The sequence below is a fragment of the Streptomyces sp. NBC_01077 genome (assembly GCF_045162855.1).
In the GTDB taxonomy this organism is placed as follows: domain Bacteria; phylum Actinomycetota; class Actinomycetes; order Streptomycetales; family Streptomycetaceae; genus Streptomyces.
Genome location: NZ_CP108669.1, coordinates 3,337,178 through 3,359,807, shown reverse-complemented (window position 1 = coordinate 3,359,807; position 22,630 = coordinate 3,337,178). Strand labels below are relative to the sequence as shown.

Annotated in this window: 22 protein-coding genes and 1 riboswitch; of the genes, 10 read left to right on the top strand and 12 right to left on the bottom strand. The window is 71.6% G+C overall.

The window, feature by feature from the left end:
- The first annotated feature begins 173 nt into the window (after positions 1–173).
- On the top strand, positions 174–1,046 hold the full coding sequence (locus tag OG462_RS15000) for an alpha/beta hydrolase (RefSeq protein ID WP_406057939.1): 873 nt from the start codon (positions 174–176) through the stop codon (positions 1,044–1,046).
- A 119-nt stretch (positions 1,047–1,165) separates the two neighbouring features.
- On the opposite strand, the gene OG462_RS14995 is transcribed toward OG462_RS15000, so the two are convergent.
- Genes OG462_RS14995 through OG462_RS14985 form a run of 3 tightly spaced genes read right to left on the bottom strand, consistent with a single transcriptional unit; the run spans position 1,166 to position 4,269 of the window.
- A complete protein-coding gene (locus OG462_RS14995) occupies positions 1,166–1,870 on the bottom strand; it encodes an O-methyltransferase (protein WP_406057938.1) in 705 nt (234 codons plus the stop codon).
- Positions 1,867–2,964: a DUF2330 domain-containing protein gene (locus OG462_RS14990; RefSeq protein WP_406057937.1), complete on the bottom strand. Its 1,098-nt coding sequence runs from the start codon at positions 2,962–2,964 to the stop codon at positions 1,867–1,869. The genes OG462_RS14995 and OG462_RS14990 overlap by 4 nt, the downstream gene beginning before the upstream one ends.
- Positions 2,965–3,021: 57 nt before the next feature.
- On the bottom strand, positions 3,022–4,269 hold the full coding sequence (locus tag OG462_RS14985) for a cytochrome P450 (RefSeq protein ID WP_406057936.1): 1,248 nt from the start codon (positions 4,267–4,269) through the stop codon (positions 3,022–3,024).
- A 310-nt stretch (positions 4,270–4,579) separates the two neighbouring features.
- Here OG462_RS14985 and OG462_RS14980 point away from each other — a divergent pair, with 310 nt between their 5' ends.
- Positions 4,580–5,749 (top strand): steroid 3-ketoacyl-CoA thiolase, encoded by a 1,170-nt coding sequence (locus OG462_RS14980; protein ID WP_406057935.1) that lies wholly within the window; start codon positions 4,580–4,582, stop codon positions 5,747–5,749.
- Between the two features lie 166 nt (positions 5,750–5,915).
- Here the strand turns inward: OG462_RS14980 and OG462_RS14975 are convergent, their stop codons facing one another.
- From OG462_RS14975 to OG462_RS14940, 8 genes are all read right to left on the bottom strand, one after another.
- Positions 5,916–6,317: a transglycosylase SLT domain-containing protein gene (locus OG462_RS14975; protein ID WP_406057934.1), complete on the bottom strand. Its 402-nt coding sequence runs from the start codon at positions 6,315–6,317 to the stop codon at positions 5,916–5,918.
- A gap of 286 nt (positions 6,318–6,603) precedes the next feature.
- A complete protein-coding gene (locus OG462_RS14970) occupies positions 6,604–7,476 on the bottom strand; it encodes an ECF transporter S component (RefSeq protein WP_406057933.1) in 873 nt (290 codons plus the stop codon).
- Entirely contained in the window at positions 7,473–9,197 is a 1,725-nt protein-coding gene (locus OG462_RS14965; protein ID WP_406057932.1) for an ABC transporter ATP-binding protein, read from the bottom strand. Before OG462_RS14965 ends, OG462_RS14970 begins: the two co-directional genes overlap by 4 nt.
- On the bottom strand, positions 9,194–10,330 hold the full coding sequence (locus OG462_RS14960; protein ID WP_406057931.1) for an energy-coupling factor transporter transmembrane component T: 1,137 nt from the start codon (positions 10,328–10,330) through the stop codon (positions 9,194–9,196). Before OG462_RS14960 ends, OG462_RS14965 begins: the two co-directional genes overlap by 4 nt.
- A gap of 7 nt (positions 10,331–10,337) precedes the next feature.
- Complete coding sequence (locus OG462_RS14955) at positions 10,338–11,021, bottom strand: SCO2322 family protein (protein ID WP_406057930.1); 684 nt, start codon at positions 11,019–11,021, stop codon at positions 10,338–10,340.
- Complete coding sequence (locus OG462_RS14950) at positions 11,018–12,268, bottom strand: prenyltransferase/squalene oxidase repeat-containing protein (RefSeq protein WP_406057929.1); 1,251 nt, start codon at positions 12,266–12,268, stop codon at positions 11,018–11,020. The genes OG462_RS14955 and OG462_RS14950 overlap by 4 nt, the downstream gene beginning before the upstream one ends.
- A gap of 95 nt (positions 12,269–12,363) precedes the next feature.
- A riboswitch (cobalamin riboswitch) is annotated at positions 12,364–12,442 on the bottom strand.
- A gap of 72 nt (positions 12,443–12,514) precedes the next feature.
- Positions 12,515–13,552 carry an MBL fold metallo-hydrolase gene (locus OG462_RS14945; protein WP_406066546.1) on the bottom strand — a complete coding sequence of 346 codons (1,038 nt, stop codon included), beginning with the start codon at positions 13,550–13,552 and terminating at the stop codon, positions 12,515–12,517.
- Positions 13,553–13,911: 359 nt separating this feature from the next.
- Positions 13,912–14,439 (bottom strand): GNAT family N-acetyltransferase, encoded by a 528-nt coding sequence (locus OG462_RS14940; protein ID WP_406057928.1) that lies wholly within the window; start codon positions 14,437–14,439, stop codon positions 13,912–13,914.
- 367 nt (positions 14,440–14,806) lie between these two features.
- Here OG462_RS14940 and OG462_RS14935 point away from each other — a divergent pair, with 367 nt between their 5' ends.
- The 5 genes from OG462_RS14935 (at position 14,807) to OG462_RS14915 (ending at position 18,205) form a co-directional block, all read left to right on the top strand.
- Complete coding sequence (locus tag OG462_RS14935; protein WP_406057927.1) at positions 14,807–14,992, top strand: hypothetical protein; 186 nt, start codon at positions 14,807–14,809, stop codon at positions 14,990–14,992.
- A gap of 171 nt (positions 14,993–15,163) precedes the next feature.
- Positions 15,164–16,627 (top strand): aldehyde dehydrogenase, encoded by a 1,464-nt coding sequence (locus OG462_RS14930; protein WP_406057926.1) that lies wholly within the window; start codon positions 15,164–15,166, stop codon positions 16,625–16,627.
- Positions 16,627–16,860, top strand: a complete 234-nt coding sequence (locus OG462_RS14925) for a ferredoxin (protein ID WP_406066544.1) — start codon at positions 16,627–16,629, stop codon at positions 16,858–16,860. The genes OG462_RS14930 and OG462_RS14925 overlap by 1 nt, the downstream gene beginning before the upstream one ends.
- A gap of 109 nt (positions 16,861–16,969) precedes the next feature.
- Entirely contained in the window at positions 16,970–17,557 is a 588-nt protein-coding gene (locus OG462_RS14920; RefSeq protein ID WP_406057925.1) for a hypothetical protein, read from the top strand.
- Between the two features lie 99 nt (positions 17,558–17,656).
- Positions 17,657–18,205: a hypothetical protein gene (locus OG462_RS14915; RefSeq protein WP_406057924.1), complete on the top strand. Its 549-nt coding sequence runs from the start codon at positions 17,657–17,659 to the stop codon at positions 18,203–18,205.
- A 174-nt stretch (positions 18,206–18,379) separates the two neighbouring features.
- Here the strand turns inward: OG462_RS14915 and OG462_RS14910 are convergent, their stop codons facing one another.
- On the bottom strand, positions 18,380–19,006 hold the full coding sequence (locus tag OG462_RS14910; RefSeq protein ID WP_406057923.1) for a TetR family transcriptional regulator: 627 nt from the start codon (positions 19,004–19,006) through the stop codon (positions 18,380–18,382).
- A 228-nt stretch (positions 19,007–19,234) separates the two neighbouring features.
- Here OG462_RS14910 and OG462_RS14905 point away from each other — a divergent pair, with 228 nt between their 5' ends.
- The 3 genes from OG462_RS14905 (at position 19,235) to OG462_RS14895 (ending at position 22,579) form a co-directional block, all read left to right on the top strand.
- Positions 19,235–20,578: a glycosyltransferase family 4 protein gene (locus tag OG462_RS14905; protein WP_406057922.1), complete on the top strand. Its 1,344-nt coding sequence runs from the start codon at positions 19,235–19,237 to the stop codon at positions 20,576–20,578.
- A 184-nt stretch (positions 20,579–20,762) separates the two neighbouring features.
- Positions 20,763–21,497 carry a class I SAM-dependent methyltransferase gene (locus OG462_RS14900; RefSeq protein ID WP_406057921.1) on the top strand — a complete coding sequence of 245 codons (735 nt, stop codon included), beginning with the start codon at positions 20,763–20,765 and terminating at the stop codon, positions 21,495–21,497.
- Positions 21,494–22,579: a prenyltransferase gene (locus OG462_RS14895; RefSeq protein ID WP_406057920.1), complete on the top strand. Its 1,086-nt coding sequence runs from the start codon at positions 21,494–21,496 to the stop codon at positions 22,577–22,579. Before OG462_RS14900 ends, OG462_RS14895 begins: the two co-directional genes overlap by 4 nt.
- Positions 22,580–22,630 lie beyond the last annotated feature (51 nt).

Here is a 22,630-nt window from a genome sequence, read left to right as displayed (position 1 = left end):
GCCATCGCCCGCTCGCGAGACGCTCCGTTCTGTTAGGGTCGTTCGCATGTGTTGCGTCATCCACAACTGGCAGGCGATCCGCACCCGTTCGGGGTGCTGACCGCGGTGCCGGCATGCGCCCGGCACCCGGACCCGCTTCCACCGTTCGCCTCAAGATGACGAGGAATCCCACCATGCGCGCACACTCGCGCCCCACGTTCGTATGTGTCCACGGCGGCTCCAGCAACGCACGGGCCTGGGGCCCGTTGCAGAACGAGCTGGCCCTGCTCGGACACCGCTCGTACGCCGTCGACCTGCCCGGGCACGGCGACCGGGCCGAAGGGCCCGCCGCCTACTACCGGCAGCCGCAGGACCTGACGGCGCTGGCGGCAGCCCCGTCCCCGATGAGCGGCGTCACCCTGCAGGACAACGTCCTGCACGTGACGGACGTCCTGCGACGGCTGGCCCCGCGAGGGCCGGTCGTGCTGGTCGGCAACAGTCTCGGCGGTCTGACGATCAGTGCCGTCGCCGACGCCGTGCCGGAGCTGGTGGACCGGGTGGTCTACCTCTCCGCGTTCTGTCTCGCCGACCCGGCGATGCTCACCGAGGCGTGGGACGTGGTCGACGAGAACCTGCTGGACGCGGCGGTGGCACGGATCGCCGTGCCGCTCACGGGCGAGGCCGGCGATCCGGGTGTGGTCCGGCTGAACTGGCGGGCCGCCCACGCCGATCCCGCCGTGTTCGCCGAGCTGAAGGCCGCCGTCATGGCCGACTCCGGCGACCGCACGTTCGGAGCGCTGCTCGACACCCTGGACCCGGACGAGAACCACGGGGTGCTGGAGCCGGGGGCACTGGTCACGGCCGAGCGCTGGGGCCGGGTCCCGCACACGTATGTCCGCCTCTCCGGGGACGCGAGCATCACCCCGGCGGTGCAGGACTACATGATCCGCAAGGCGGACGAGCTGACCCCGGACAACCCCTTCGAGGTGCACACCCTGGACACCTCGCACGTCGGCTACTTCAGCCGCCCCGAGCTCTTCGCGGAGCTGCTGGCCCGTCTCGTCTGACGTGCCCGCCGGTGTTCCCTCTCCCCGGCGTCGGGGAGAGGGAACACCTCCGTCGGGGAGAGGAGCACCTCGGGGAGAACCTCGGGAGCCCCTCGGGGAGCACTCGGGCCGGCCCGGGCCTACTCCACGACGCGGGCGAGCAGGAGGCCGTCGTAGCCCTTCGTGCCGACCGTCTGGAGGGCCGTGGCGTCCAGGCGGGGTTCGGCGGCGACGAGGTCGAACAGCTCGCGGGTGCCGGTGATCGCCGGGTCGTCCGGCTGCGGGGTGGTGATCCTGCCGCCCCGCACCACGTTGTCGACGATGATCACCGTGCCGGGGCGGGAGAGCTTCAGGGCCCACTCCACGTAGCGCGGGTTGTTGACCTTGTCGGCGTCGATGAATACCAGGTCGAAGGGGCCCGCGCCCTCCGCCTCCAGCTGCGGCAGGCTGTCCAGGGCCGCGCCCGTGCGGACCTCGACGATCTTGTCCAGGCCTGCCCGGGCGATGTTGGCGCGGGCGACGTCGGCGTGCGCCGGGCTGTATTCGAGGGTGATCAGCCGGCCGTCGGAGGGCAGGGCGCGGGCCAGCCAGATCGTGCTGTAGCCGCCGAGGGTGCCGATCTCCAGGACGGTCCGCGCGCCCTGCATCCGGGCGAGCAGGTGGAGCAGCTTTCCCTGGTTGGGGGCGACGGCGATCTCGGGCAGCCCGGCCGCCGCGGAGTCGGCGAGGGCGGCGGTGAGCGCCTCGTCGGCCGGTGCGATCGTCTCGCCGAAGTAGTGGTCGACCTCGGCCCAGCGAGGGTTCTGGGCGTCCGGGGTGTTCTGCGCGTTCTGAGGAGGCGTCATGCGGGCGAACGTACACCGCTGTCCACGACGGGGCGGCGCCTTGTCACTCGTACGACCAGCAGCGTCGCGACGGCCGCGAGTGCCAGTCCGCCGCCCACCGTCAGCAGCCAGACGGGGATGCCGTCGCCCACGGTCAGCAGCCGGTCGGTGTACTCGACCCGGCGGTACGGGGTGTCGGCGACGGTCCGCAGATGGTGGTCGTCGTCGATCCGCTCCGGGTACGGGAACTCCTGCTCCAGGACGGTCAGATGGACCGGCTTCGCCCCGGCGAGTTCGGCGACGGCGCCCTCGGGCCGCTCGATCCGTCCGGCGAAGGTCACCTCGGGCGCGTCGCCGCCGATGGGGGAGCGGGGCTCCATCCGGTGCTCGGCCAGGATGGAGAGGCCGAGGGTCTGGGAGGTCTTCGCGAGCCGCGAAAGCCGCATGGGGTAGACGAGTTCGGGGGAGGCGAAGGTGATGCGCAGCGGGGTCAGCTCGCCCTGGAGGACGGCGTCCTTCTCCTGGGGTGCGAGGCGGACGGCGACGTACTCCCACTTCTGCTCGACGTACGGCTGGAGCGCGCCGGTCAGTCGTTCCGGCAGCTCGAAGCCGTTGGTGCGCAGCCAGTCGCCGAGGGCCTCGGGGTCGGTGGCGGTGAGCCGGGCCACGTCGAAGGGGCCGAGCCGTTCGCGGCCGACGACTCCGACACCGCCCTTGCCGGGCGCCGGGGCCCCGGCCCCGTCCCCGTAGTCGAGGTCGAACGGCCAGTCGCCCGCGCGCGGCCAGAAGTAGAAGCGGTCGCGCTGCTCGGGCTCGGTGAGCTGCTCGATCTCGTCGAAGAGCTCGGGGTCGCCGAGGGTGACGCCGGCGCGGCTCGGCACCGGCATGATCCAGGCGGCGTGCCGGGCGTCGCCGTGGACGTTGAAGCGCATGACGACGGTCTCGGTGCGGCCGTCCCAGTGGACGGCCGACTCCTCGCGGTCGACGCCGATGCGCTGGTCCTTGGTCGGGATCATGGCGCCGCAGCCGCAGGCGTACGCCGGTGCGACGAGCGAGCCGAGCTGGAGCGCGAGCAGCGCGACGATGGTGGTCAGAATTCTGTGTGTCCCCCGCATGCGGGGTGGGACGTGCCCGGTGGGATTCCGGTTCCGCCCCACCCCACCCCGGGTGACTCACGCCGAGGCGCGCACCCGGAGTTCCTTCACCCCGTTCAGCCAGGCGGCCCGCAGGCGGCGCGGTTCGCCCACGAGGGAGAGGTCGGGCAGGGCGTCCGCGACCGCGTTGAAGATCAGCTCGATCTCCTTGATGGCGAGGGACTTGCCCAGGCAGAAGTGGGGCCCGCCGCCGCCGAAGCCGAGGTGCGGGTTGGGGTCCCGGGTGATGTCGAAGCGTTCGGGGTCGGTGAAGACCTCGGGGTCGTTGTTGGCGGAGGAGTAGAAGAGGCCGACGCGGTCGCCCTTGGCGATCTTCTGCCCGCCGAGTTCGGTGTCCTGGGTCGCGGTCCGCTGGAAGGAGACGACGGGGGTCGCCCAGCGCACGATCTCCTCGGCGGCGGTCGCCGGCCGTTCCCGCTTGAAGAGTTCCCACTGGTCGGGGTGGGTGAGGAAGGCGTGCATGCCGTGGCTGATGGCGTTGCGGGTGGTCTCGTTCCCGGCGACGGCGAGCAGCAGCACGAAGAAGCCGAACTCGTCGGAGGAGAGGTTGCCCTCGCCCTCGGCGGCGACGAGCTGGCTGACGATGTCGGCTGCGGGGCACTCCTTGCGGGCGGCGGCCATGTTCATCGAGTAGCCGATGAGTTCCATGGCGGCCTCGGCGCCGATCTCCTCGGTGATGGCGTACTCGGGGTCGTCGTACGCGACCATCTTGTTCGACCAGTCGAAGATCCGGGAGCGGTCCTCCTGGGGGACGCCGATGAGTTCGGCGATGGCCTGGAGGGGGAGTTCGACGGCGACCCGGGTGACGAAGTCGAAGGTGCCGTCGGCGTCCGCGCCGCGCTTGGCCTCGTCGACGATGGAGTGGGCGCGGTCGCGCAGGGCGGTCTCCAGGTTCCGGATCGCCCGGGGAGTGAAGCCGCGCTGGACGATCTGGCGGACCCGGGTGTGCTCGGGCGGATCCATGTTGAGCATGATCAGTTTCTGGACCTCGATCTGGTCCCGGGTGATGTGCTCGTTGAAGCGGATGACGGCCGTGTTCTCGTTCGAGGAGAACAACTCGGGGTGTGTGGAGACGTACTTGACGTCCGCGTGGCGTGTGACGGCCCAGTACCCGCCGTCCGCGAAGCCCGTGATGCCGGGCGGCTGGGGGCACCACCAGACGGGTGCCGTCTGCCGCAGCTGGGTGAACTCCGGGAAGGGGACGCGGTCGCGGAGCAGATCGGGGTCGGTGGCGTCGAACCCCTCGGGAAGATGGGGACAGGGCATCGGCAACACACTCCGCATCTGAGGGATCTGACGAGGGATCTGGTGAGGCATCTGAGAGGGGGATCCGAGGGAGGATCCGAGGGGGATCCGATGAGTAGATCTGATGGGGTGTCAGGAGTTGCCGGGAAAGTTAGTAACGAGTTCTACAAGTAGCAAGGGTCGGAACGGGAACTGTTGCCTCCCGGACCCTTGCGTACCCGCGGTAGCAGTCATAAGACTGCACTCAGAACTAGAACGCGTACTAGTTCCCCCGTGACGCCGACCGACGGGCTGCCGGGACGCCCCGTCCGGTCGAGGAGAGGACGAGCTCATGGCCGCGGAACCCGTCATCGTCGAAGCCGTACGCACCCCCATCGGCAAGCGCGGAGGCGCGCTCGCCAACCTCCATCCCGCCTACCTCCTGGGCGAGACCTACCGCGAACTCCTCGGGCGCACCGGCATCCACGCCGACTGCGTCGAGCAGATCGTCGGCGGTACGGTCACCCATGCCGGCGAGCAGTCCATGAACCCGGCCCGCACGGCCTGGCTCACCATGGGCCTCCCCTACGAGACGGCCGCCACCACCGTCGACTGTCAGTGCGGCTCCTCGCAGCAGGCCAGTCACATGGTCGCCAACATGGTCGCGGCCGGCGTCATCGACATCGGGATCAGCTGCGGTGTCGAGGCCATGTCCCGCGTTCCGCTCGGCTCCGGGTCCAAGCACGGCCCCGGCAAGCCCTTCCCCGACGAGTGGAACGTCGACCTGCCCAACCAGTTCGAGGCCGCCGAGCGCATCGCCCGCCACCGCGGCCTCAGCCGCGAACGCGTCGACTCCCTCGGCCTGCTCTCCCAGGAACGCGCCGCGAACGCCTGGGCCGAGGAGCGCTTCAAGCGCGAGACCTTCGCCGTCCAGGTCCCCACGACGGAGGAGGAGCAGGCCGCCGGGCAGGGCATGTGGCGGCTCGTCGACCGGGACGAGGGTCTGCGCGACACCACCATGGAGGGTCTCGCCCGCCTCAAGCCCGTCATGCCGACCGCCGTCCACACCGCCGGGAACTCCTCCCAGATCTCCGACGGCGCCGCCGCGATCATGTGGGCCTCCAAGCGCATGGCCCGTGCCCTCAAGCTGAAGCCCCGTGCCCGGATCGTCGCCCAGGCCCTGGTCGGCGCCGACCCGCACTTCCACCTCGACGGGCCGATCGACGCCACGCGCGCCGTCCTCGGCAAGGCCGGGATGTCCCTGAGGGACATCGACCTCGTCGAGATCAACGAGGCCTTCGCTTCGGTGGTGCTGAGCTGGGCGCAGGTCTTCGACCAGGACCTGGAGAAGGTCAACGTCAACGGCGGCGCCATCGCGCTCGGCCACCCCGTGGGGGCGACCGGGGCGCGGCTGATCACCACCGCCCTGCACGAGCTGGAGCGCACCGACAAGGAGTTCGCGCTGATCACGATGTGCGCGGGCGGGGCGGTGGCGACCGGGACGATCATTCAGCGGCTGTAGCGGCTGTAGCGGCTGTAGCGGCTGTAGCGGCTGTACCGGCTGGATTGGCTGGAGCGCCTTCGCGCGGTTCGGTCCCCGAAAACGCCCAAGGCCCGGAAAACGCCGCAGGCCCCGCCCTCCCGGAGTGGGAGGCGGGGCCTTGCGGTGCGCTGTGCGGCGGTGACTCTTAGTACCAGCCGTTGGCCTGCCAGAACGCCCAAGCGGCGTTCGGGGAGCCGTAGCGCTCGTTCATGTAGTTGAGGCCCCACTTGATCTGGGTGGCGGGGTTCGTCTTCCAGTCGGAACCGGCCGAAGACATCTTCGAGGCCGGAAGGGCCTGGACGAGGCCGTAGGCGCCGCTGGAGGAGTTGGTGGCCTTGGGGTTCCAGCCGGACTCGTGGGACACGATCTTGCTGAAGGACTGGTACTGCGAAGCGGGAACGATCTGCCGGGCGACATCCTGCGGGCTGGCGGCCGAGGCCGCGCCCGTCGTGCCGAGCACCGCACCCGACGCACCCAGCAGCACGGCTGCGGAGGCGGCGAAGGTCTTCTTGCGGGCGGCGACACGAGTGGTGATCGAGCGGATCAAGGTTTCTGCCTAACTTCGGGAACAGGGGCTGCGTCAGGCGATTTCGGCAAGCCGGAACCAGAGCCCGGGGAACCCGGGAACTGGGGGGAACCGGCCGTCCGAGGCGCTGTGGTGAGCACCGGCTGCCTGGCGACGTCCACCAGACAACCAGGGCCGGCACGCCGATGCAACGACCCCCTGTACGAGGAAGGTTCGGACCCGGGCAGAAGGTCCTGGGGGGTGGGTGTGGGAGGTTTCCGCAGGTCATGCCCTGCTGTGGGCGGTTTGGGCGGGTACCGCCCGACTACTATTCCGGCTCGTACGTGACGTAGGTCCTGTGGGGCGGCTCACCCGGAGAGGACTTCTCAGGGCCCCTGAATGTGACCTGGGCCTCGAAGTTCGCCCGCCGCGTGGCCCGCCGCAACGCCTTCAGGAGCGTGCCGCCGATGGTGAGGGTGAGGACGACCGTGAGAACGGCCCGGCCCAGGTCCCAGCCGAGGGACGTGGCCGTGACGTAGGCGAGGAAACGGACCAGGTTCTCGTGGAGCGGGGCCCCCGGCTGGAACGAGATCCCGCTGCTCAGGCCCTGCAGCAGCACCCAGCCCTGCAGATTCATGATCGTGCCGTACGCGAACGCCGCCACGAACCCGTACGCCGAGAGCATCAGCAGCTCACCCCGGCCCCGCAGCCCGCTCGGCCCCGGCAGCAGCCCGGCGCCCATCGTGAACCAGCCCATCGACAGCATCTGGAACGGCATCCACGGCCCCACACCACCCGTGAGCAGGGCCGACGCGAACATCGTGACCGCGCCGAGGACGAAACCGAAGCCCGGGCCGAGGACCCGGCCGCTCAGCACCATCAGGAAGAACATCGGCTCCAGACCGGCCGTCCCCGCCCCCAGCGGCCGCAGGGCCGCGCCGACGGCGGCCAGCACGCCCAGCATCGCCACCGCCTTCGCGTCCATCCCGCAGTCGGCGATCGTCGCCACGACCACCGCGACGAGGAGCGGCAGCAGCGCGGCGAACAACCACGGAGCGTCACCGGCGTGCGACGTGACGGCGGAGCCGGCGTCCGCGAAGAGGGGCCAGCAGAAGGCGAACAGCCCGATGAGGGAGACGAGGACCAGCGCCGTGACGGAGCGGGGGCCGAGCCGGACCGGGCGGGCGCTCGCCGTACTCACAGCGCCTCCTCCACTTGCTCGACCGTGAGCCAGGGCTGCGGGGCGAGGATCTTCGCCACCTGCGGTGAGAACGCGGGGGAGGAGACCACCACCTCGGCCGTCGGGCCGTCCGCCACCACCTCGCCGTCGGCGATGATCACCACCCGGTGCGCCAGCTCGGCCGCCAGCTCCACGTCGTGCGTCGCGAGCACGATCGCGTGTCCCTCGGCGGCGAGGGTACGGAGATGGGCGACCAGACGGGCCTTCGCCGCGTAGTCCAGACCGCGGGTCGGTTCGTCCAGGAGGAGCAGGGGCGGGCGGCCGGTCAGGACGACAGCCAGCGCGAGCGCCAGGCGCTGTCCCTCCGACAGGTCCCGGGGGTGCGTGTCGTCCCCGACCCCCGGCAGCAGCTCGGACACCAGCGCCCGGCAGGTCCCGGGCGCCGCGTCCGCGTCCGCGTCCGCCGACGCGCACTCGGCGGCGACGGTGTCCGCGTACAGCAGGTCCCGCGGCTCCTGCGGAACCAGGCCGACCCGGCGGATCAGCTCGCGGGGGCTGGTGGTGTGCGGGATCCGCCCCGCGACGCGGACGGTGCCGGAGGTCGGGGCGATCATGCCGACGAGGGTGGAGAGGAGGGTGGACTTGCCGGCGCCGTTGCGGCCCATGAGGGCGAGTGTCTCGCCGGCCCGGACCTGGAGGTCCACCGCGCGGAGGGCCTCCACGCGACCGCGGCGTACGCCGAGGCGTTCGGTGAGGACGAGGGGGGTGGTGGGACTGGTGGGGTGAGTGCGGCGCCGTCGGGCGAGGGAGAAGCCCCCACCCCTCCTCCCACGCACAAGGGCCTGGGGGGACCCCCCCTTCGTGAAACCGGGGCTCCGCCCCAGACCCCGGTCCTCAAACGCCGGACGGGCTGAAAGATCAGGGACCCGCCCCTCCAGGCGGGCCTTGAGCGCACCCGCCCGCCGCCGCGCATCCCGCACCGTCAGCGGCAGCGGATCCCAGCCCGCCAGCCGCCCCAGCCCCACCACCGGCGGATGCACCGGTGAGACCGCCATGATCTCGGCGGGGGAGCCCATCACGCCCTCCGGCAGCAGCAGCACCTGGTCCGCGTACTGGACGACTCGCTCCAGGCGGTGTTCCGCCAGCAGCACCGTCGTCCCCAGGTCGTGCACCAACCGCTGCAGTACCGCCAGGACGTCCTCCGCCGCCGACGGGTCGAGCGCGGACGTCGGCTCGTCCAGGACGAGGACCTTCGGGTGCGGGGTGAGGACCGAGCCGATCGCGACCCGCTGCCGCTGGCCCCCGGAGAGCGTGGCGATCGGGCGGTCGCGGAGTTCCGCGAGGCCCAGCAGGTCCAGGGTCTCCTCGACGCGGCGCCGCATGACACCCGGCGCGAGGCCCAGGGACTCCATGCCGTACGCCAGCTCGTCCTCGACCGTGTCGGTGACGAAGTGCGCGGACGGGTCCTGCCCGACCGTGCCCACCAGGTCCGCGAGCTCGCGCGGCGGATGCGTGCGGGTGTCGCGGCCGTCGACCGTGACCCGGCCGGTCAGGGTGCCGCCCGTGAAGTGGGGGACGAGGCCGGAGACCGCGCCGAGGAGGGTCGACTTGCCGACGCCCGAGGGGCCGACGAGCAGCACCAGCTCGCCCTCGGGGACGGTGAGGTTCACGTCCCGCAGAGTGGGCTGGTGCTGCTGGTCGGCGCCCTCGTATGTCACCGAGACGTTCTCGAAGCGGATCACGCGTTCTCCTTCGGAACGGAGGCGGAGGCGGGGACGGGGACGGGGACGGGGGCCACGAACGCCGGCACCAGACCCACCAGGACCGACACCGCCGGCCAGAGCGGCAGCTCCGGCGCCTCCAGGGGGACGACCCCGGGGTGCAGCGCCTCCGGCGCGTACACGTTCGCCCAGATCATCAGGACCGCGACCGCCACCCCGGAGCCCGAGACCAGCCAGGCCCGGAGCCCCCAGCGGTCCGGCCGGTACCGGGTGCGGACCGTCCGGCGTCCGCCGAGCCGCAGCCCCGCCATGGCCGCGAGCAGCCCGGCGCCGAGCAGCGGCAGCCCGTACCCCGCGCCCTCCGCCGCGAGGAGCCCGTACGAACCGGCGCAGATTCCGAGCAGTCCGCCCAGGGTCAGGAGGGTCGTGGTCCGTCGTACGGCGGCCGGGACCTGCGCCGTCCGCCCGTACCCGCGCGCGTCCATCGACGCCGCGACCGCGATCGACCGCTCAAGGGCGCCCTCCAGGACCGGCAGCCCGATCTGGAGCACCGCCCGCACCCCGCCCGTGGGGCGGCCGCGCAGGCGGCGGGCGGTACGCAGCCGGACCACGTCCGCGACCATGTTCGGCGCGAAGGTCATCGCCACGACGACGGCGACCCCGGCCTCGTACAGCGCGCCCGGCAGCGATTTGAGCAGCCGCGACGGGTTGGCCAGTGCGTTCGCCGCACCGACGCAGATCAGCAGGGTGGCCAGCTTGAGGCCGTCGTACACCGCGAACACCAGCTGCTCGGCCGTCACCCGCCCCCCGATCCGTACCCCCTGCGCCCAGTCGGGCAGCGGCACCTCGGGCAGCGTGAACATCACGTGCGTCCCCGGGATCGGGGAGCCGAGCAGCAGGGAGAAGACGACGCGCAGGAAGACGACGAACAGGCCGAGCTTCACGAACGCGCCGTACGAGCGCGCCCAGGGCGCGTCCGTACGGCGGGCCGCCACGACATAGCCCGCGACCCCGACGAGCAGGCCGAGGAGGAGGGGGTTGGTGGTCCGGGAGGCGGCGACGGCCAGGCCGAGCGCCCACAGCCACCAGGCTCCGGCGTGCAGGGCGTTGGCCCGGGTCGCCGCGGGGGCGCGGAGGGCGGAACCCACCTTCATTCCGGGCTCATCCGCGACGGCGGGCCTTCCAGATCGCCGCCCCGCCCAGCGTCAGGACGGCCGCCCCGCCGACGAGCACGCCGAGGGACGGGCCACCGCCGCCCTCCCCGGCCGACGCCGACGCGCTCGGCGCGGCCGACGCCGGGGCCTCCTCGCCGACCGGCTCGCCGCAGCCCCGCGCCGGGTAGCCGGCGATCCCGCACAGCATGGCCGCGCTGTCGTACCGCAGCGGCTTCGCCACCTCGGCGAGCGCCTCCGCGCCCGTCGCGTCCGTACGGACCTGCGCACAGCCGACCTTGATCACCTTGTCCGGCGGGGTCTCACCGGGCGGCGCGTCCGCCGGGCCGCCGAAGTCGACGACGACCGCGACCCGCTTCGTACCGTCCTTCTTCTCCACGCCGCCGCAGATCCCCGCGAAGTCGGGGGCGACGGACGGCCGGGACGTGTCGTTGGTGCCCTGGCTGAGCGCGAAGCGGAAGCCGATCGCGTCACCGTCGGCGGGGCGGGCGGTCGCCGGTCCCTGCGTGGCGTACGCCCAGGGCTTCCCGCCGCCGCTCTCCCAGAACGACCAGTAGCGGTAGCCGCCGGCGGCCTGCGCCGGAGCGGCCGCGGCCACGACCGAGGCGAGGGTCAGCAGCGCCCCGGTCGCGGCGCCCGCGACACGGGCGCCGTTCCTTCTCGCGACGGTCACTTCTTGCGGCCGCTCACGAGGAAGCCGATGCCGACGCCGACGACCATGCCGATGCCGATGATCCACCAGATGTCGAAGCCCGAGCCCTCGTCGTCGCTCGTGGAGGAGGCCGAGGTGTCCGGGGTCTTCGGCGCCGGGCCGGTGGCGTTGAGCTGCTCCACCAGGTCCGCCGTACCGAAGCGGCGCGGGTCGGTGTCCGTCGCGCGGGCGGCCAGGATCAGCTGCGCGTACGCGGCCGGTCCGCCCTCCTTCGCCCAGGCGGCGGAGTTCTTCTCCAGCCACTCCAGGGCGGGCTTCGCCTCCTTCGCGGCGCCGGACGCGGCGAGCGCGACGACGGCGTCGGCGGTGTTGCCGACGTCGGGCTGCTCGGTGGTGTCGGTGGCGCCGGGCATCGGGGGCAGGGTCAGGTGGCCGGTCTTGGCGACGGCCTTCGCCAGGTAGGAGGCGCCGTTGAGCGCGGCCCGCTCGACCGTCGGCTTCGACAGGTCGTTGCAGACCGGCGGCTGCTCGGGGGAGGCCTTGGTGGCGGCGACGTTCTTGCCGAGGCCCGCGAGGGTGGCCGCGGCGGTGGCATCGGCGTTCGCGAGCAGCTTGCCGGTCTTGTCGGGCTGGTACGCGAAGGCCCCCGCGCCGCCCTTGTCCGAGCAGGGCACCGCGAAGGTGAGGAGCGCGTCGTAGGGCGTACGGCCCTCGGCGGAGGTGAACGAGCCCGGCTTCACCCCCGTCGCGGCGAGCGCGCCGACGACGACCGAGGTGGAGTTGGCGTCACTGGCGCCGCCGGCGCTGTAGCCCCAGCCGCCGTCCTTGTTCTGGACGGTCCGCAGCCAGGCGGTGCCCGCCTCGACGGCCTTGTCGACCTTCTCCGGGAAGGTGGACTGCTTCCGGACCGCGCGCAGCCCCTGCACGGCGAGGGCGGTGGCGTTGGTGTCCCGCATGGTCTTCGCGTCGCAGGGCGTCTCGGCGTCCGCGCGGTACGAGCTGAACGAGCCGTCCTCGCACTGCTGGTCGAGCAGCCAGCCCACGGCCTCGTCGGAGGGCTGGAAGCCGGTGCTGCGCTGGGCGAGGAAGGCGAGCGACTGACGCCAGACACCGTCGTACGTCGGGTCCTTCGTGCCGTACAGACCGGGCGGGATCGTGACGGCCGAGGGCGAAGGGGAGGGGGCGGCCGTGGCCGCTCCGGCCGCTCCGGTGCCGAGCAGGACGGTGGCGGCGGCGAGCGCGGCGGCGCCGCGGCGGACGGTGTTCATGGAGCCCTCTCCTGCGGCCGGGCACCGGCACGCCTCAGGGGCACCAGGCTCCGGCTCCGTATTCCTCGACGGTGCCGGCGGTCACGTCCCGGACGGGGCATTCCGACTCGCCGCTCCCGGGTGGGAGTCGGCTTACGGCTGCGGGGTCAGTGCCGGACTCGCACCGGCTTCCCCCCGTACGGGCATGATGACGACGGGCCCACTCTACCGGCCCGTACGCCCCCCGCCCGGCGGGTGCGAGGTGCCTCACACCGCCACGTACTCCACCGGTTCCGTGCCCGGTACCGCCTCCGCGCGGCCCAGTTTCACCAGGCGGCGGAGGTGGGCCTCGGCCTCGCTGACGGCGATGTTCCGGGAGCCGTGGGGGATCTGCTCCCAGGGGCGGTTCCACTCCATCCGCTCGGCGAGCTGCCACGGGGTGAGCGGGGCGGCGAGCAGGCCGAGGAGTCCGGTGAGCCGTTCCTCGTGATGGTCGAGGAGCTCCCGGACCCGGCTGGCGGCGTCGGTGAAGGCGTGCTGGTGGGCGGGGAGGACCTCGGCGACGCCGAGGCGCCCGATACGTTCGAGGGAGTCGAGGTAGTCGCCGAGGGGATCGGTGACCGTGGCGTCGTCGGGGTCCTCGTAGAGCCCGATGTGCGGGGTGATCCCGGGCAGCAGATGGTCGCCGGAGAAGAGCCGGCCGTGGCCGGGCAGCTGGGAGGGGTGCTCCTCCTCCAGGTGGAGGCAGACGTGGCCGGGGGTGTGGCCGGGGGTCCAGATCGCGCGCAGGCGGCGTCCGGCCAGGTCGAGGAGTTCGCCGGGGACGATCTCGCGGTCGGGGAGGGCGGAGCGCAGACCGGGCAGGGTCCGCATCCGGCCGGAGGCGCGGGCGGCCCGCAGCGGGGCGAGGTGGTCCTCGGGGGCGCCGACGGTGGCCAGTTTGCGGGCGAGGTAGTCGAGCCAGGTGCCGGGCTCGGCCTCACGGGTGCGGCGGACGATGTCGGTGTCGGCGGCGTGCATGGCGATCCAGGCCCCGGACTCCTCGCGGACCCGGCCGGAGAGACCGTGGTGGTCGGGGTGGTGGTGGGTGATGACGACCCCGTGGACCTCCCGCACGGAGAGTCCCAACGCATCGAGTCCGCCGGTGAGTTCGTCCCAGGAGGCGGGATCGTCCCAGCCGGTGTCGACGAGGACCGGACCGCGGTCGGTGTCGAGCACGTGGACCAGGGTGTGACCGAGCGGATTGTCGGGGATGGGCACCCGGAGCGACCAGACGCCTCCGCCGTGCTCGGTCACCTGGGGCATGGGTCCCTGCATGGATCCTCATCTCTCCACGGCGGTACGGAAGTTCTCCGCGGCGGTACGGAAGTTCTCCGCGGCGGTACGGAGCGTGCTCGACCATTGCCCACTATAACGAGAACTGACTGTCCGTCAGAGAGGCCTGCCGCACTGATACTTCCACCCGTCGGTGACCTGTGATCGAGCCGTCATGGCTGGCCGTTGTCGGTCCCTGCCGGCCCCCTCGCACGGCCCACAGACGGCCCGGCTGTTGCCCGCTTGGGCTTTGTCGCGCGTTTCGACGGCAGGTGTGGATCAACCCGGTTCGAGATGTTCACGAGAGATGACGGCGGTGCCGCGACCACTTCGCGGCCCGATGTCTGTGTTCAGCTGAAGTCGGCGGCCGATGGGGCCTCGCGGGTCATGGGCAGGGTTGGCAGTCTGCCTCGCCAGAGGTAGCGCTCGCCTGTGATCTCGAAGCCATGGCGTTGATAGAACCGGATCGCGCGTTCGTTGTGGTCGGCGACCCCCAAACGGATGCGTGCAGGTCCTGCCCAGGTGAGGAACTCGGTCATCATGCGGCCACCGAGTCCGTGGCCCTGAGCGTGGTTCAGCAAGTACATCGGTCCGAGGGTGACCGATTCCTCCCGGTGACCGCAGAGATAGCCGACGATCTCCGTCTCGGACCGGACGACACGGCAGAAGTGCGGGGCCGGGTCCTGGTTCGCTGCCTCGATGAAGTCTCGCCACTCCGTGATGCCTTCCGCTGTGGCGGACGAACCGCGGTGCTCACGGATCCAGGACTCATCGATCCCCGCGTCTGCGTTGAGGTAGTTCTGCAGCCAGTTCCGCAGGTGCAAGGGCCCCAATGTCGCGGCGTCGTCAGGGCGGGCGGCGGTGATCACATAGGCCATGCCAGATGGTACTCGTGCCTTGGTCAAAGCCTTCTGGGGTCGATCTCACTGGAATCCGGAAAGCGGTGGACCGCGGCGAACGGTGGGGCAGGGTGATGAGTCCGGGCCACCACGGCCTGATCGCCACCCGGCGGAACCACACCCCGCCGGGTGGGGTGACACCCGGGTCGCTGCCGGCAAGTGGATACCTCGTGCCAGGGGGCCGAAGTGCCAGTCATGCTCTACCACCCGCGGATCGAACCGCCGACCGAGCTACGAGCACCCGGCCGACGTGCTCGCACACCTTCGAGCCGAGATCTCCGAAGCGACAGAGGACTACCACCGGATCGTCCGAAGCACCCGATTCGCCTGGGTCCAACGATCCATCATGGTCACCGTCGCCGTGACTGCGGCCGCCGCAGGCTCGCTCCTCGCCCCGGACCTGGGCTGGGTGCTCGGCACCGTGAACGGCTTGGCCCTCAATCTCGGTACGCGGGAAATCCGCGGCGCAGGTCGCTTCGGCGAGCGGAAGGACTTCAGCTATCTGCACCGCGTGGGCGTCGAACCCGCCTGAGTCACCGACGCCGGGTTCACGCTGTGCGGGTACACGCACCTCACGCCTGGCAGCGAGAGTCGTATCCACAAGGCCGTCGACGACCTGTCCGGGGCATTGCTCCCTATAACTAGAACTGGTATCAGTTCTGAGGCATCGTCAGGGAATCATCTCCTCATGAAGGCGGCGGTCATGACCGAGCTTGTGGAGCACGGAAAGCTGTTCATCGGCGGGGAGTTGACCGACCCGCTCGGCGAGGACGTCATCGAGGTCGTCTCCCCGCACACCGAGGAGGTCATCGGGCGCGTCCCGCACGCCTCCACCGCCGATGTCGACCGGGCCGTGGCCGCCGCCCGCCGGGCCTTCGACGAAGGGCCCTGGCCCCGGATGACGGTGGAGGAGCGGATCGCCGTCGTCAGCCGTATCAAGGACGCGATCGCCGTACGCCACGAGGAGATCGCCCGTTCCATCAGCGCGCAGAACGGCTCCCCGTACTCCTGGTCCGTCCTCGCCCAGGCGCTCGGCGCGATGATGGTCTGGGACGCGGCGATCACCGTCGCCCGTGACTTCACGTACGAGGAGCGGCGCGGCGGCATCCTCGGTCCGCTGCTCGTCCGGCGTGAGCCGGTGGGCGTGGTCGCGGCGGTCATTCCGTGGAACGTGCCGCAGTTCACCGCCGCCGCCAAACTGGGGCCCGCGCTGCTCGCCGGCTGCACGGTGGTCCTCAAGCCCTCGCCGGAGTCGCCCCTCGACTCGTACATCCTCGCCGACATCGCCACCGAGGCCGGGCTGCCCGAGGGTGTCCTCAGCATCCTGCCCGCCGACCGTGAGGTCAGCGAGTACCTCGTCGGCCACCCCGGCGTCGACAAGGTCTCCTTCACCGGCTCGGTCGCCGCCGGCAAGCGCGTCATGGAGGTCGCCTCCCGCAACCTCACCCGCGTCACCCTCGAACTCGGCGGGAAGTCGGCCGCCGTGATCCTGCCCGACGCCGACCTGGCGACGGCCGTCGCCGGCATCGTCCCGGCCGCCTGGATGAACAACGGCCAGGCGTGCGTGGCCCAGACCCGGATCCTCGTCCCGCGCTCCCGGTACGAGGAGACCGCCGAGGCCTTCGCCGCGGCGGCCGGCGCGCTCGTCGTCGGCGACCCGCTCGACCCGGCCACCCAGGTCGGGCCGCTGGTCGCCCAGCGTCAGCAGCAGCGCTCCCTCGACTACATCCGGATCGGCCAGGAGGAGGGCGCCAAGGTGCTGTCCGGCGGTGGACGCCCGACCGGGCTCGACCGCGGCTGGTACGTCGAGCCGACGCTCTTCGGCGGCGTCGACAACTCCATGCGGATCGCCCGCGAGGAGATCTTCGGTCCGGTCATCTGCCTCCTGCCGTACGGGGAGGAGGCCGAGGCGCTCCGGCTCGCGAACGACTCCGACTTCGGGCTCAGCGGCAGCGTCTGGACCGGGGACGTGGAGCGCGGCATCGACTTCGCCCGGGGCGTGCGCACCGGCACCTTCAACGTCAACACGTTCAGCCTGGACATGCTCGGCCCGTTCGGCGGCTACAAGAACTCCGGCCTGGGGCGGGAGTTCGGACCCGAGGGCTTCGGTGAGTACCTGGAGCACAAGATGATCCACCTGCCGGCCGGTTACGACGGCGGCGCGTGATGGGCGACCGCTGGCACGTCGAGGTCGACCGGAGCGTCTGCATCGGCTCCGGCATGTGCGTGAACCACGCCCCGGACGGCTTCCGCCTCGACACCGCGCGGCAGTCCCATGCACGGGAACCGGAGTCGGACGCGGGCGAACGCCTTCTCGCGGCGGCGGAGGGCTGCCCCGTCGAGGCCATCCTCATCACCCTCGCGGACGGAGGGGAGCCGGTCTTCCCGCCGGAGGAGTAGCCGGCCCGGCCGCCCCCGTTACAGGCTGCCGGAACCGCCGTGACCTGCGCGTACCGCGTGTGTGAGACTCCCTCGGCACACATACGTACGCGCAGGGAGCGGGGCAGTCATGCGGAGTCGGGGCAGAGGGTGGGCGGCGGTCGCGGGAGCGGCGGCGGTGGTGGTCCTCGGGGCGGGGTGCGGGGCCGGCACGGGAACTGGGGGAGGGGCCTCCGCCTTCGGCCGTGAGACGGCGCATGCCGAGATCGTCGCCGCCGTCGAGAAGGCGGGGCTGCCGAAGTCCGACCTTCCGGGGATCGGCGGGGCGACCCCCACGGGTTCCACGCCGCGTCCCACCCCGTCCACGGAGCGGGAGCGGCTGGCGGAGCGCGCCGCCGCCTGTACCGCCGCGTGGCAGTACATCGGCCCTCCCGTCGACGGATCGCGAGGGGACCTGGAGAAGGCGGTCACCGCCCTCGTCGGCGAGGACTGGGTCCAGGGTGAGCGCCAGGTGGAGAAGCTCGACGAGAAGGGCGGCACCACGCTCCAGATCACGCTCAGGAAGCGGGGCTGGACGATGTACGCCCGTCACACCGGTGTGCAGCAGTCGCTGACCATGGAGATGATCTCCCTGCAGGCGACGGAGAACGCGTGCATGAACAGGTTCACCGAACAGGAGAAGGAAGCCCTGTTCGGGAAGGATGCCGAACAGGGCTGACGAAAGGCGTCGTTGCGTACGCCACCCGTTCCCACGTGCAAAACTGTGCCCTGAAAAACGGGGGCAAGAGGCCGTCGTACATGCGTATTTGGGAGTATTGTGCGCAAGGCGAAGTGGGTGGCCGCGGCCGCCGGTGTGGTGCTGCTGGTCGCCGGTTGCGGAAGCGAGGGCGGTACGGACAAGGGTGGCTCGTCCTCGGGCGGTTCGTCCTCGGCCGGTTCGTCCTCGACGGGCGGCTCCGGCGGTTCGGGCGGCGACGAGCGGCCCACCGGGGCCGACGTCACCAAGGAGCTCACCGACGCGGCGACGGGGGCCGGCTTCACGCAGGACTCCTCGGGCGAGCAGATTCCGGCCGAGGCCAAGGACTGCATGGTCAGCTGGACGGCCGACGCCGAGAAGGCGGCGGACCCGGCGAAGTCCTACACGGACACGGTCGCGACCCTGACCAAGGGCGGCTGGAACGAGGAGCGGAGCTCCGGGCAGGGCGGCTCGGTGATCAAGTCCCTGAAGAAGAGCAGCTGGCAGCTCCAGGCCAGCAACCACTCCGCCGGCCCGCTGAAGCTGGTGATGTTCGTGGCCGTCGACAGCAGCCCGGAGTGCGCGGCCGTCATCGCGGAGGCCAACGCGAAGGCCAAGACGTCGTCCTGATCCGCCGATTGATCCGCCGACACCGCCCGCGTCCCCGGCACGTCAGCCGCCGGGGGCGCGGGTGCGTGCGTCTCGTCGGTGCCGAGGGCGACCTGCCGTCGGCGCGGACGCTTCCCGTCAGCGGCGCGTCGTCGCCCACGGTGCCGTCAGCGCCGCGCCGCCGCCCCGGTGCCGTCAGCGACGCGCAGCCTCCGGCGCCGTCAGGTCGATGAGCCGGCAGACGGTCTCGATGTCGATCTTCACCTGTGCGATCGAGGCGCGCCCCGACAGCCAGGTGATCAGCGCCGAGTGCCAGGTGTGCTCGATCACCCGGACCGCCGAGAGCTGCTCCGGGGTGGGGTGCTCCGTGCCCATCGCGTCCAGGATGATCGCCGTCGTCAGCCGCGAGACCGTGTCGACCTCCGGGCTCACGCCACGGTCGGCGAAAGTCAGCGCCCGGACCATCGCGTCGGCGAGCTGCGGCTCGCGCTGGAGCGCGCGGAAGGCCCGCATCAGCGTCTCCGCCACCCGCTCCGCGGGGTCCGCGCCCGCCGGCGGCCGCTTCCGCAGGGTCGTGTGCATGTGCTGGAGCTGGTCCTGCATCGTCGCCACGAGCAGGTGGATCTTGGAGGGGAAGTAGCGGTACAGCGTCCCCAGGGCCACCCCGGCCGCCTCGGCGACCTCCCGCATCTGCACGGCCTCGAAGCCGCCCCGCGCCGCGAGCTGGGCGCTGGCGTTCAGGATGCGGCGGCGCCGCGCCTCCTGGCGCTCCGTGAGGGGCGGCGACGCGGGTCTGTGGTCCGCTCTGATGTCTGCGGTCATGAGGTCCCGTTCCGTGCGGTGGGGAGCGACAGTATGGCGGTGCGGGCGCCGTGGCGCGAATCACCTGTTCCGGCTCTCACGACGGAGCTACCTGCCGGTAGATTCTGTCCTCCTTGAAGGATCAAGGAGATCAGGCCAGAAGATCAAGAACGATCAAGTCTGTAACTTGTTCTAGATTAGCGCGAGCGGTTACGCTCCGGCGAAACTCACGCTCGAAGGGGGTCGCGCATGACCGCTGAGGCCATAGAGGCAAGCCCCCGACAGGGCGTCACCGCTGCCGGTGACGGACCGTTGCGGATCGCTCTCCTCACGTACAAGGGCAATCCCTACTGCGGCGGTCAGGGCGTCTACGTCCGGCACCTCTCCCGCGAGCTCGCCCGCCTCGGCCACAGCGTCGAGGTCATCGGCTCCCAGCCGTACCCCGTCCTCGACGAGGGCGAGGATCTGGCCGGGCTCACGCTCACCGAGATCGCCAGCCTCGACCTCTACCGCTCGCCGGACCCCTTCCGGACGCCGCGGCGCGAGGAGTACCGGGACTGGATCGACGCGCTCGAAGTCGCCACCATGTGGACCGGTGGCTTCCCCGAGCCCCTCACCTTCTCCCTGCGGGCCCGGCGCATGCTCGCCGCCCGCCGCGGCGACTTCGACGTCGTCCACGACAACCAGACCCTCGGGTACGGGCTCCTCGGCGGCCCCCGCGCGATCGGCGCCCCGCTCGTCACCACGATCCATCACCCCATCACCGTCGACCGGCAGCTCGAGATCGACGCCGCCGCCGACTGGAAGCGCCGCGCCTCCGTCCGCCGCTGGTACGCCTTCACCCGCATGCAGAAGCGCGTCGCCCGCCGGCTGCCGTCCGTGCTCACCGTCTCCGGCACCTCCCGGCAGGAGATCGTCGACCACCTCGGGGTACGCGACGACCGCATCCGGGTCGTCCACATCGGCGCCGACACCGACCTGTGGTCGCCCGATCCGTCCGTCTCCGAGGTCCCCGGCCGGATCGTCACCACCTCCAGCGCCGACGTCCCCCTCAAGGGCCTCATCCACCTGATCGAGGCGCTCGCCAAGCTCCGCACCGAGAACCCCGACGCGCACCTCGTCGTCGTCGGCAAGCGTGCCGAGGACGGTCCGGTCGCCGCCGCGATCGAGCGGTACGGACTCGACGGCGCCGTCGAGTTCGTCAAGGGCATCAGCGACGCGGAGCTCGTCGACCTGGTGCGGTCGGCGCAGGTGTCCTGCGTGCCGTCGTTGTACGAGGGGTTCTCGCTGCCGGCCGCGGAGGCGATGGCCACGGGGACGGCGCTCGTCGCGACCACCGGTGGTGCGATTCCCGAGGTCGCGGGGGCCGACGGCGAGACGTGCGTGGCGGTGCCGCCGGGCGACGCGGGGGCACTGGCCGCGGCACTGGGGCGGGTGCTCGGCGACGCGGAGCTGCGGGCTCGCCTGGGCGCCGCAGGGCGCGCCCGCGTCCTGGCGAACTTCACTTGGGCGAGGGCGGCCCAGGGCACCGCGGACCTGTACAGCGAGGCGATCGCTGCGCAGGGCGCCCAGGTGCGCGGAGGCGCCCGGTGACGAATCGCCTCGTTTGCCGGGTGCGGCCCGGTGGGTGGGTTGTGCCCACCCTCCCCCAAGCACTCAGCTTCGTTCGAGCAGGGGGGACCCCCATCGCCTTGCGGAACGATTGCCCACAACCCTCCGGTGGTCCGGCGGAACGACTGCCCACAACCTCCGTCAACTCCGAAAGCAGGACGACCCCGTGCTGACCGTCGACTTCACCCGCTTCCCGCTCGCCCCCGGCGACCGTGTGCTCGATCTGGGCTGTGGTGCGGGCCGGCATGCTTTCGAGTGCTACCGGCGTGGTGCCCAGGTCGTGGCCCTCGACCAGAACGGCGAGGAGATCCGCGAGGTCGCCAAGTGGTTCGCGGCCATGAAGGAGGCCGGGGAGGCCCCCGCGGGCGCGACCGCCACCGCGATGGAGGGCGACGCCCTCAACCTGCCGTTCCCCGACGAGTCCTTCGACGTCGTGATCATCTCCGAGGTCATGGAGCACATCCCGGACGACAAGGGCGTCCTCGCCGAGATGGTCCGCGTCCTCAAGCCGGGCGGCCGGATCGCGATCACCGTCCCGCGCTACGGCCCCGAGAAGGTCTGCTGGACGCTCTCCGACGCGTACCACGAGGTCGAGGGCGGCCACATCCGCATCTACAAGGCCGACGAGCTCCTCGGCAAGATCCGGCAGGCCGGCCTCAAGCCGTACGGCACCCACCACGCGCACGCCCTGCACTCGCCGTACTGGTGGCTGAAGTGCGCCTTCGGCGTCGACAACGACAAGGCGCTGCCGGTCCGCGCGTACCACAAGCTCCTGGTCTGGGACATCATGAAGAAGCCCGCCCTGACCCGGGTCGCCGAGCAGCTGCTCAACCCGGTCGTCGGCAAGAGCTTCGTGGCGTACGCGACCAAGCCCCACCTGCCCAAGGCCGACACCCAGTGACCTCTCCCGAGCGGATCGCCGAGCACCTCGTCCTGCCCGGAGTGCTCACCGCCGAGCAGGCCGCCGAGACCGTCACCGGGATACTCGCCGTCCAGCGCGAGGACGGCGCCCTGCCCTGGTTCCGCGGCCACCACCTCGACCCGTGGGACCACACCGAGGCCGCCATGGCCCTGGACGCGGCCGGCGAGCACGCCGCCGCCGCCCGCGCCTACGAGTGGCTCGCCCGGCACCAGAACAGCGACGGCTCCTGGTACGCGGCCTACCACGACGGCGAACCCGACCAGGTCACCGACCGGAGCCGGGAGTCCAACTTCGTCGCGTACATAGCGGTCGGCGTCTGGCACCACTACCTCGCCACCGGCGACGACGCCTTCCTCGACCGGATGTGGCCCGCCGTCTACGCGGCCGTCGAGTTCGTCCTCGGGCTCCAGCAGCCCGGCGGCCAGATCGGCTGGAAGCGTGAGGCCGACGGCACGCCGGTGAACGACGCGCTGCTCACCGGCAGTTCGTCGATCCATCAGGCTCTGCGCTGCGCCCTCGCCATCGCCGAGACCCGCGAAGAACCGCAGCCCGCCTGGGAGTTGGCGACCGGGGCGCTCGGCCACGCGATCCGCCGGCATCCCGAGCGCTTCCTCGACAAGTCCCGCTACTCGATGGACTGGTACTACCCGGTCCTCGGCGGCGCGGTCACCGGACCCGAGGCGAAGGCCCGTATCGAGGCCGACTGGGACACGTTCGTCGTGCCCGGTCTCGGTGTGCGCTGCGTGATCCCCAACCCGTGGGTCACCGGCGGCGAGAGCTGCGAACTCGCCCTCGCCCTCTGGGCGATGGGGGAGTCGGACCGGGCCCTCACGATCCTCCAGGACATCCAGCACCTGCGCGCCGAGAACGGCATGTACTGGACGGGGTACGTCTTCGAGGGCGACACGGAGAGCGACAAGGCCATGTGGCCCGAGGAGCAGACCAGCTGGACGGCCGGCTCCCTGCTGCTCGCGGTGGCGGCGCTCGGCGGCGAGGAGGCCACCGTGGCCGTCTTCGGCGGCGAACGGCTGCCGGTGGGGCTGGCGCCCGACTGCTGCTGATCTCCGCCCGGCACGACGGCGAAGGCCGCACCGGCCGCTTCACGCGCGCAC

Bases quoted from the DNA above. Each gene is read 5' to 3' on its own strand.
- OG462_RS15000 (WP_406057939.1), top strand. From the start codon at position 174: ATGCGCGCACACTCGCGCCCCACGTTCGTATGTGTCCACGGCGGCTCC.
- OG462_RS14995 (WP_406057938.1), bottom strand. From the start codon at position 1,870: ATGACGCCTCCTCAGAACGCGCAGAACACCCCGGACGCCCAGAACCCT.
- OG462_RS14990 (WP_406057937.1), bottom strand. From the start codon at position 2,964: ATGCGGGGGACACACAGAATTCTGACCACCATCGTCGCGCTGCTCGCG.
- OG462_RS14985 (WP_406057936.1), bottom strand. From the start codon at position 4,269: ATGCCCTGTCCCCATCTTCCCGAGGGGTTCGACGCCACCGACCCCGAT.
- OG462_RS14980 (WP_406057935.1), top strand. From the start codon at position 4,580: ATGGCCGCGGAACCCGTCATCGTCGAAGCCGTACGCACCCCCATCGGC.
- OG462_RS14960 (WP_406057931.1), bottom strand. From the start codon at position 10,330: ATGAAGGTGGGTTCCGCCCTCCGCGCCCCCGCGGCGACCCGGGCCAAC.
- OG462_RS14950 (WP_406057929.1), bottom strand. From the start codon at position 12,268: ATGAACACCGTCCGCCGCGGCGCCGCCGCGCTCGCCGCCGCCACCGTC.
- OG462_RS14945 (WP_406066546.1), bottom strand. From the start codon at position 13,552: ATGCCCCAGGTGACCGAGCACGGCGGAGGCGTCTGGTCGCTCCGGGTG.
- OG462_RS14940 (WP_406057928.1), bottom strand. From the start codon at position 14,439: ATGGCCTATGTGATCACCGCCGCCCGCCCTGACGACGCCGCGACATTG.
- OG462_RS14935 (WP_406057927.1), top strand. From the start codon at position 14,807: ATGGTCACCGTCGCCGTGACTGCGGCCGCCGCAGGCTCGCTCCTCGCC.
- OG462_RS14930 (WP_406057926.1), top strand. From the start codon at position 15,164: ATGACCGAGCTTGTGGAGCACGGAAAGCTGTTCATCGGCGGGGAGTTG.
- OG462_RS14925 (WP_406066544.1), top strand. From the start codon at position 16,627: ATGGGCGACCGCTGGCACGTCGAGGTCGACCGGAGCGTCTGCATCGGC.
- OG462_RS14920 (WP_406057925.1), top strand. From the start codon at position 16,970: ATGCGGAGTCGGGGCAGAGGGTGGGCGGCGGTCGCGGGAGCGGCGGCG.
- OG462_RS14910 (WP_406057923.1), bottom strand. From the start codon at position 19,006: ATGACCGCAGACATCAGAGCGGACCACAGACCCGCGTCGCCGCCCCTC.
- OG462_RS14905 (WP_406057922.1), top strand. From the start codon at position 19,235: ATGACCGCTGAGGCCATAGAGGCAAGCCCCCGACAGGGCGTCACCGCT.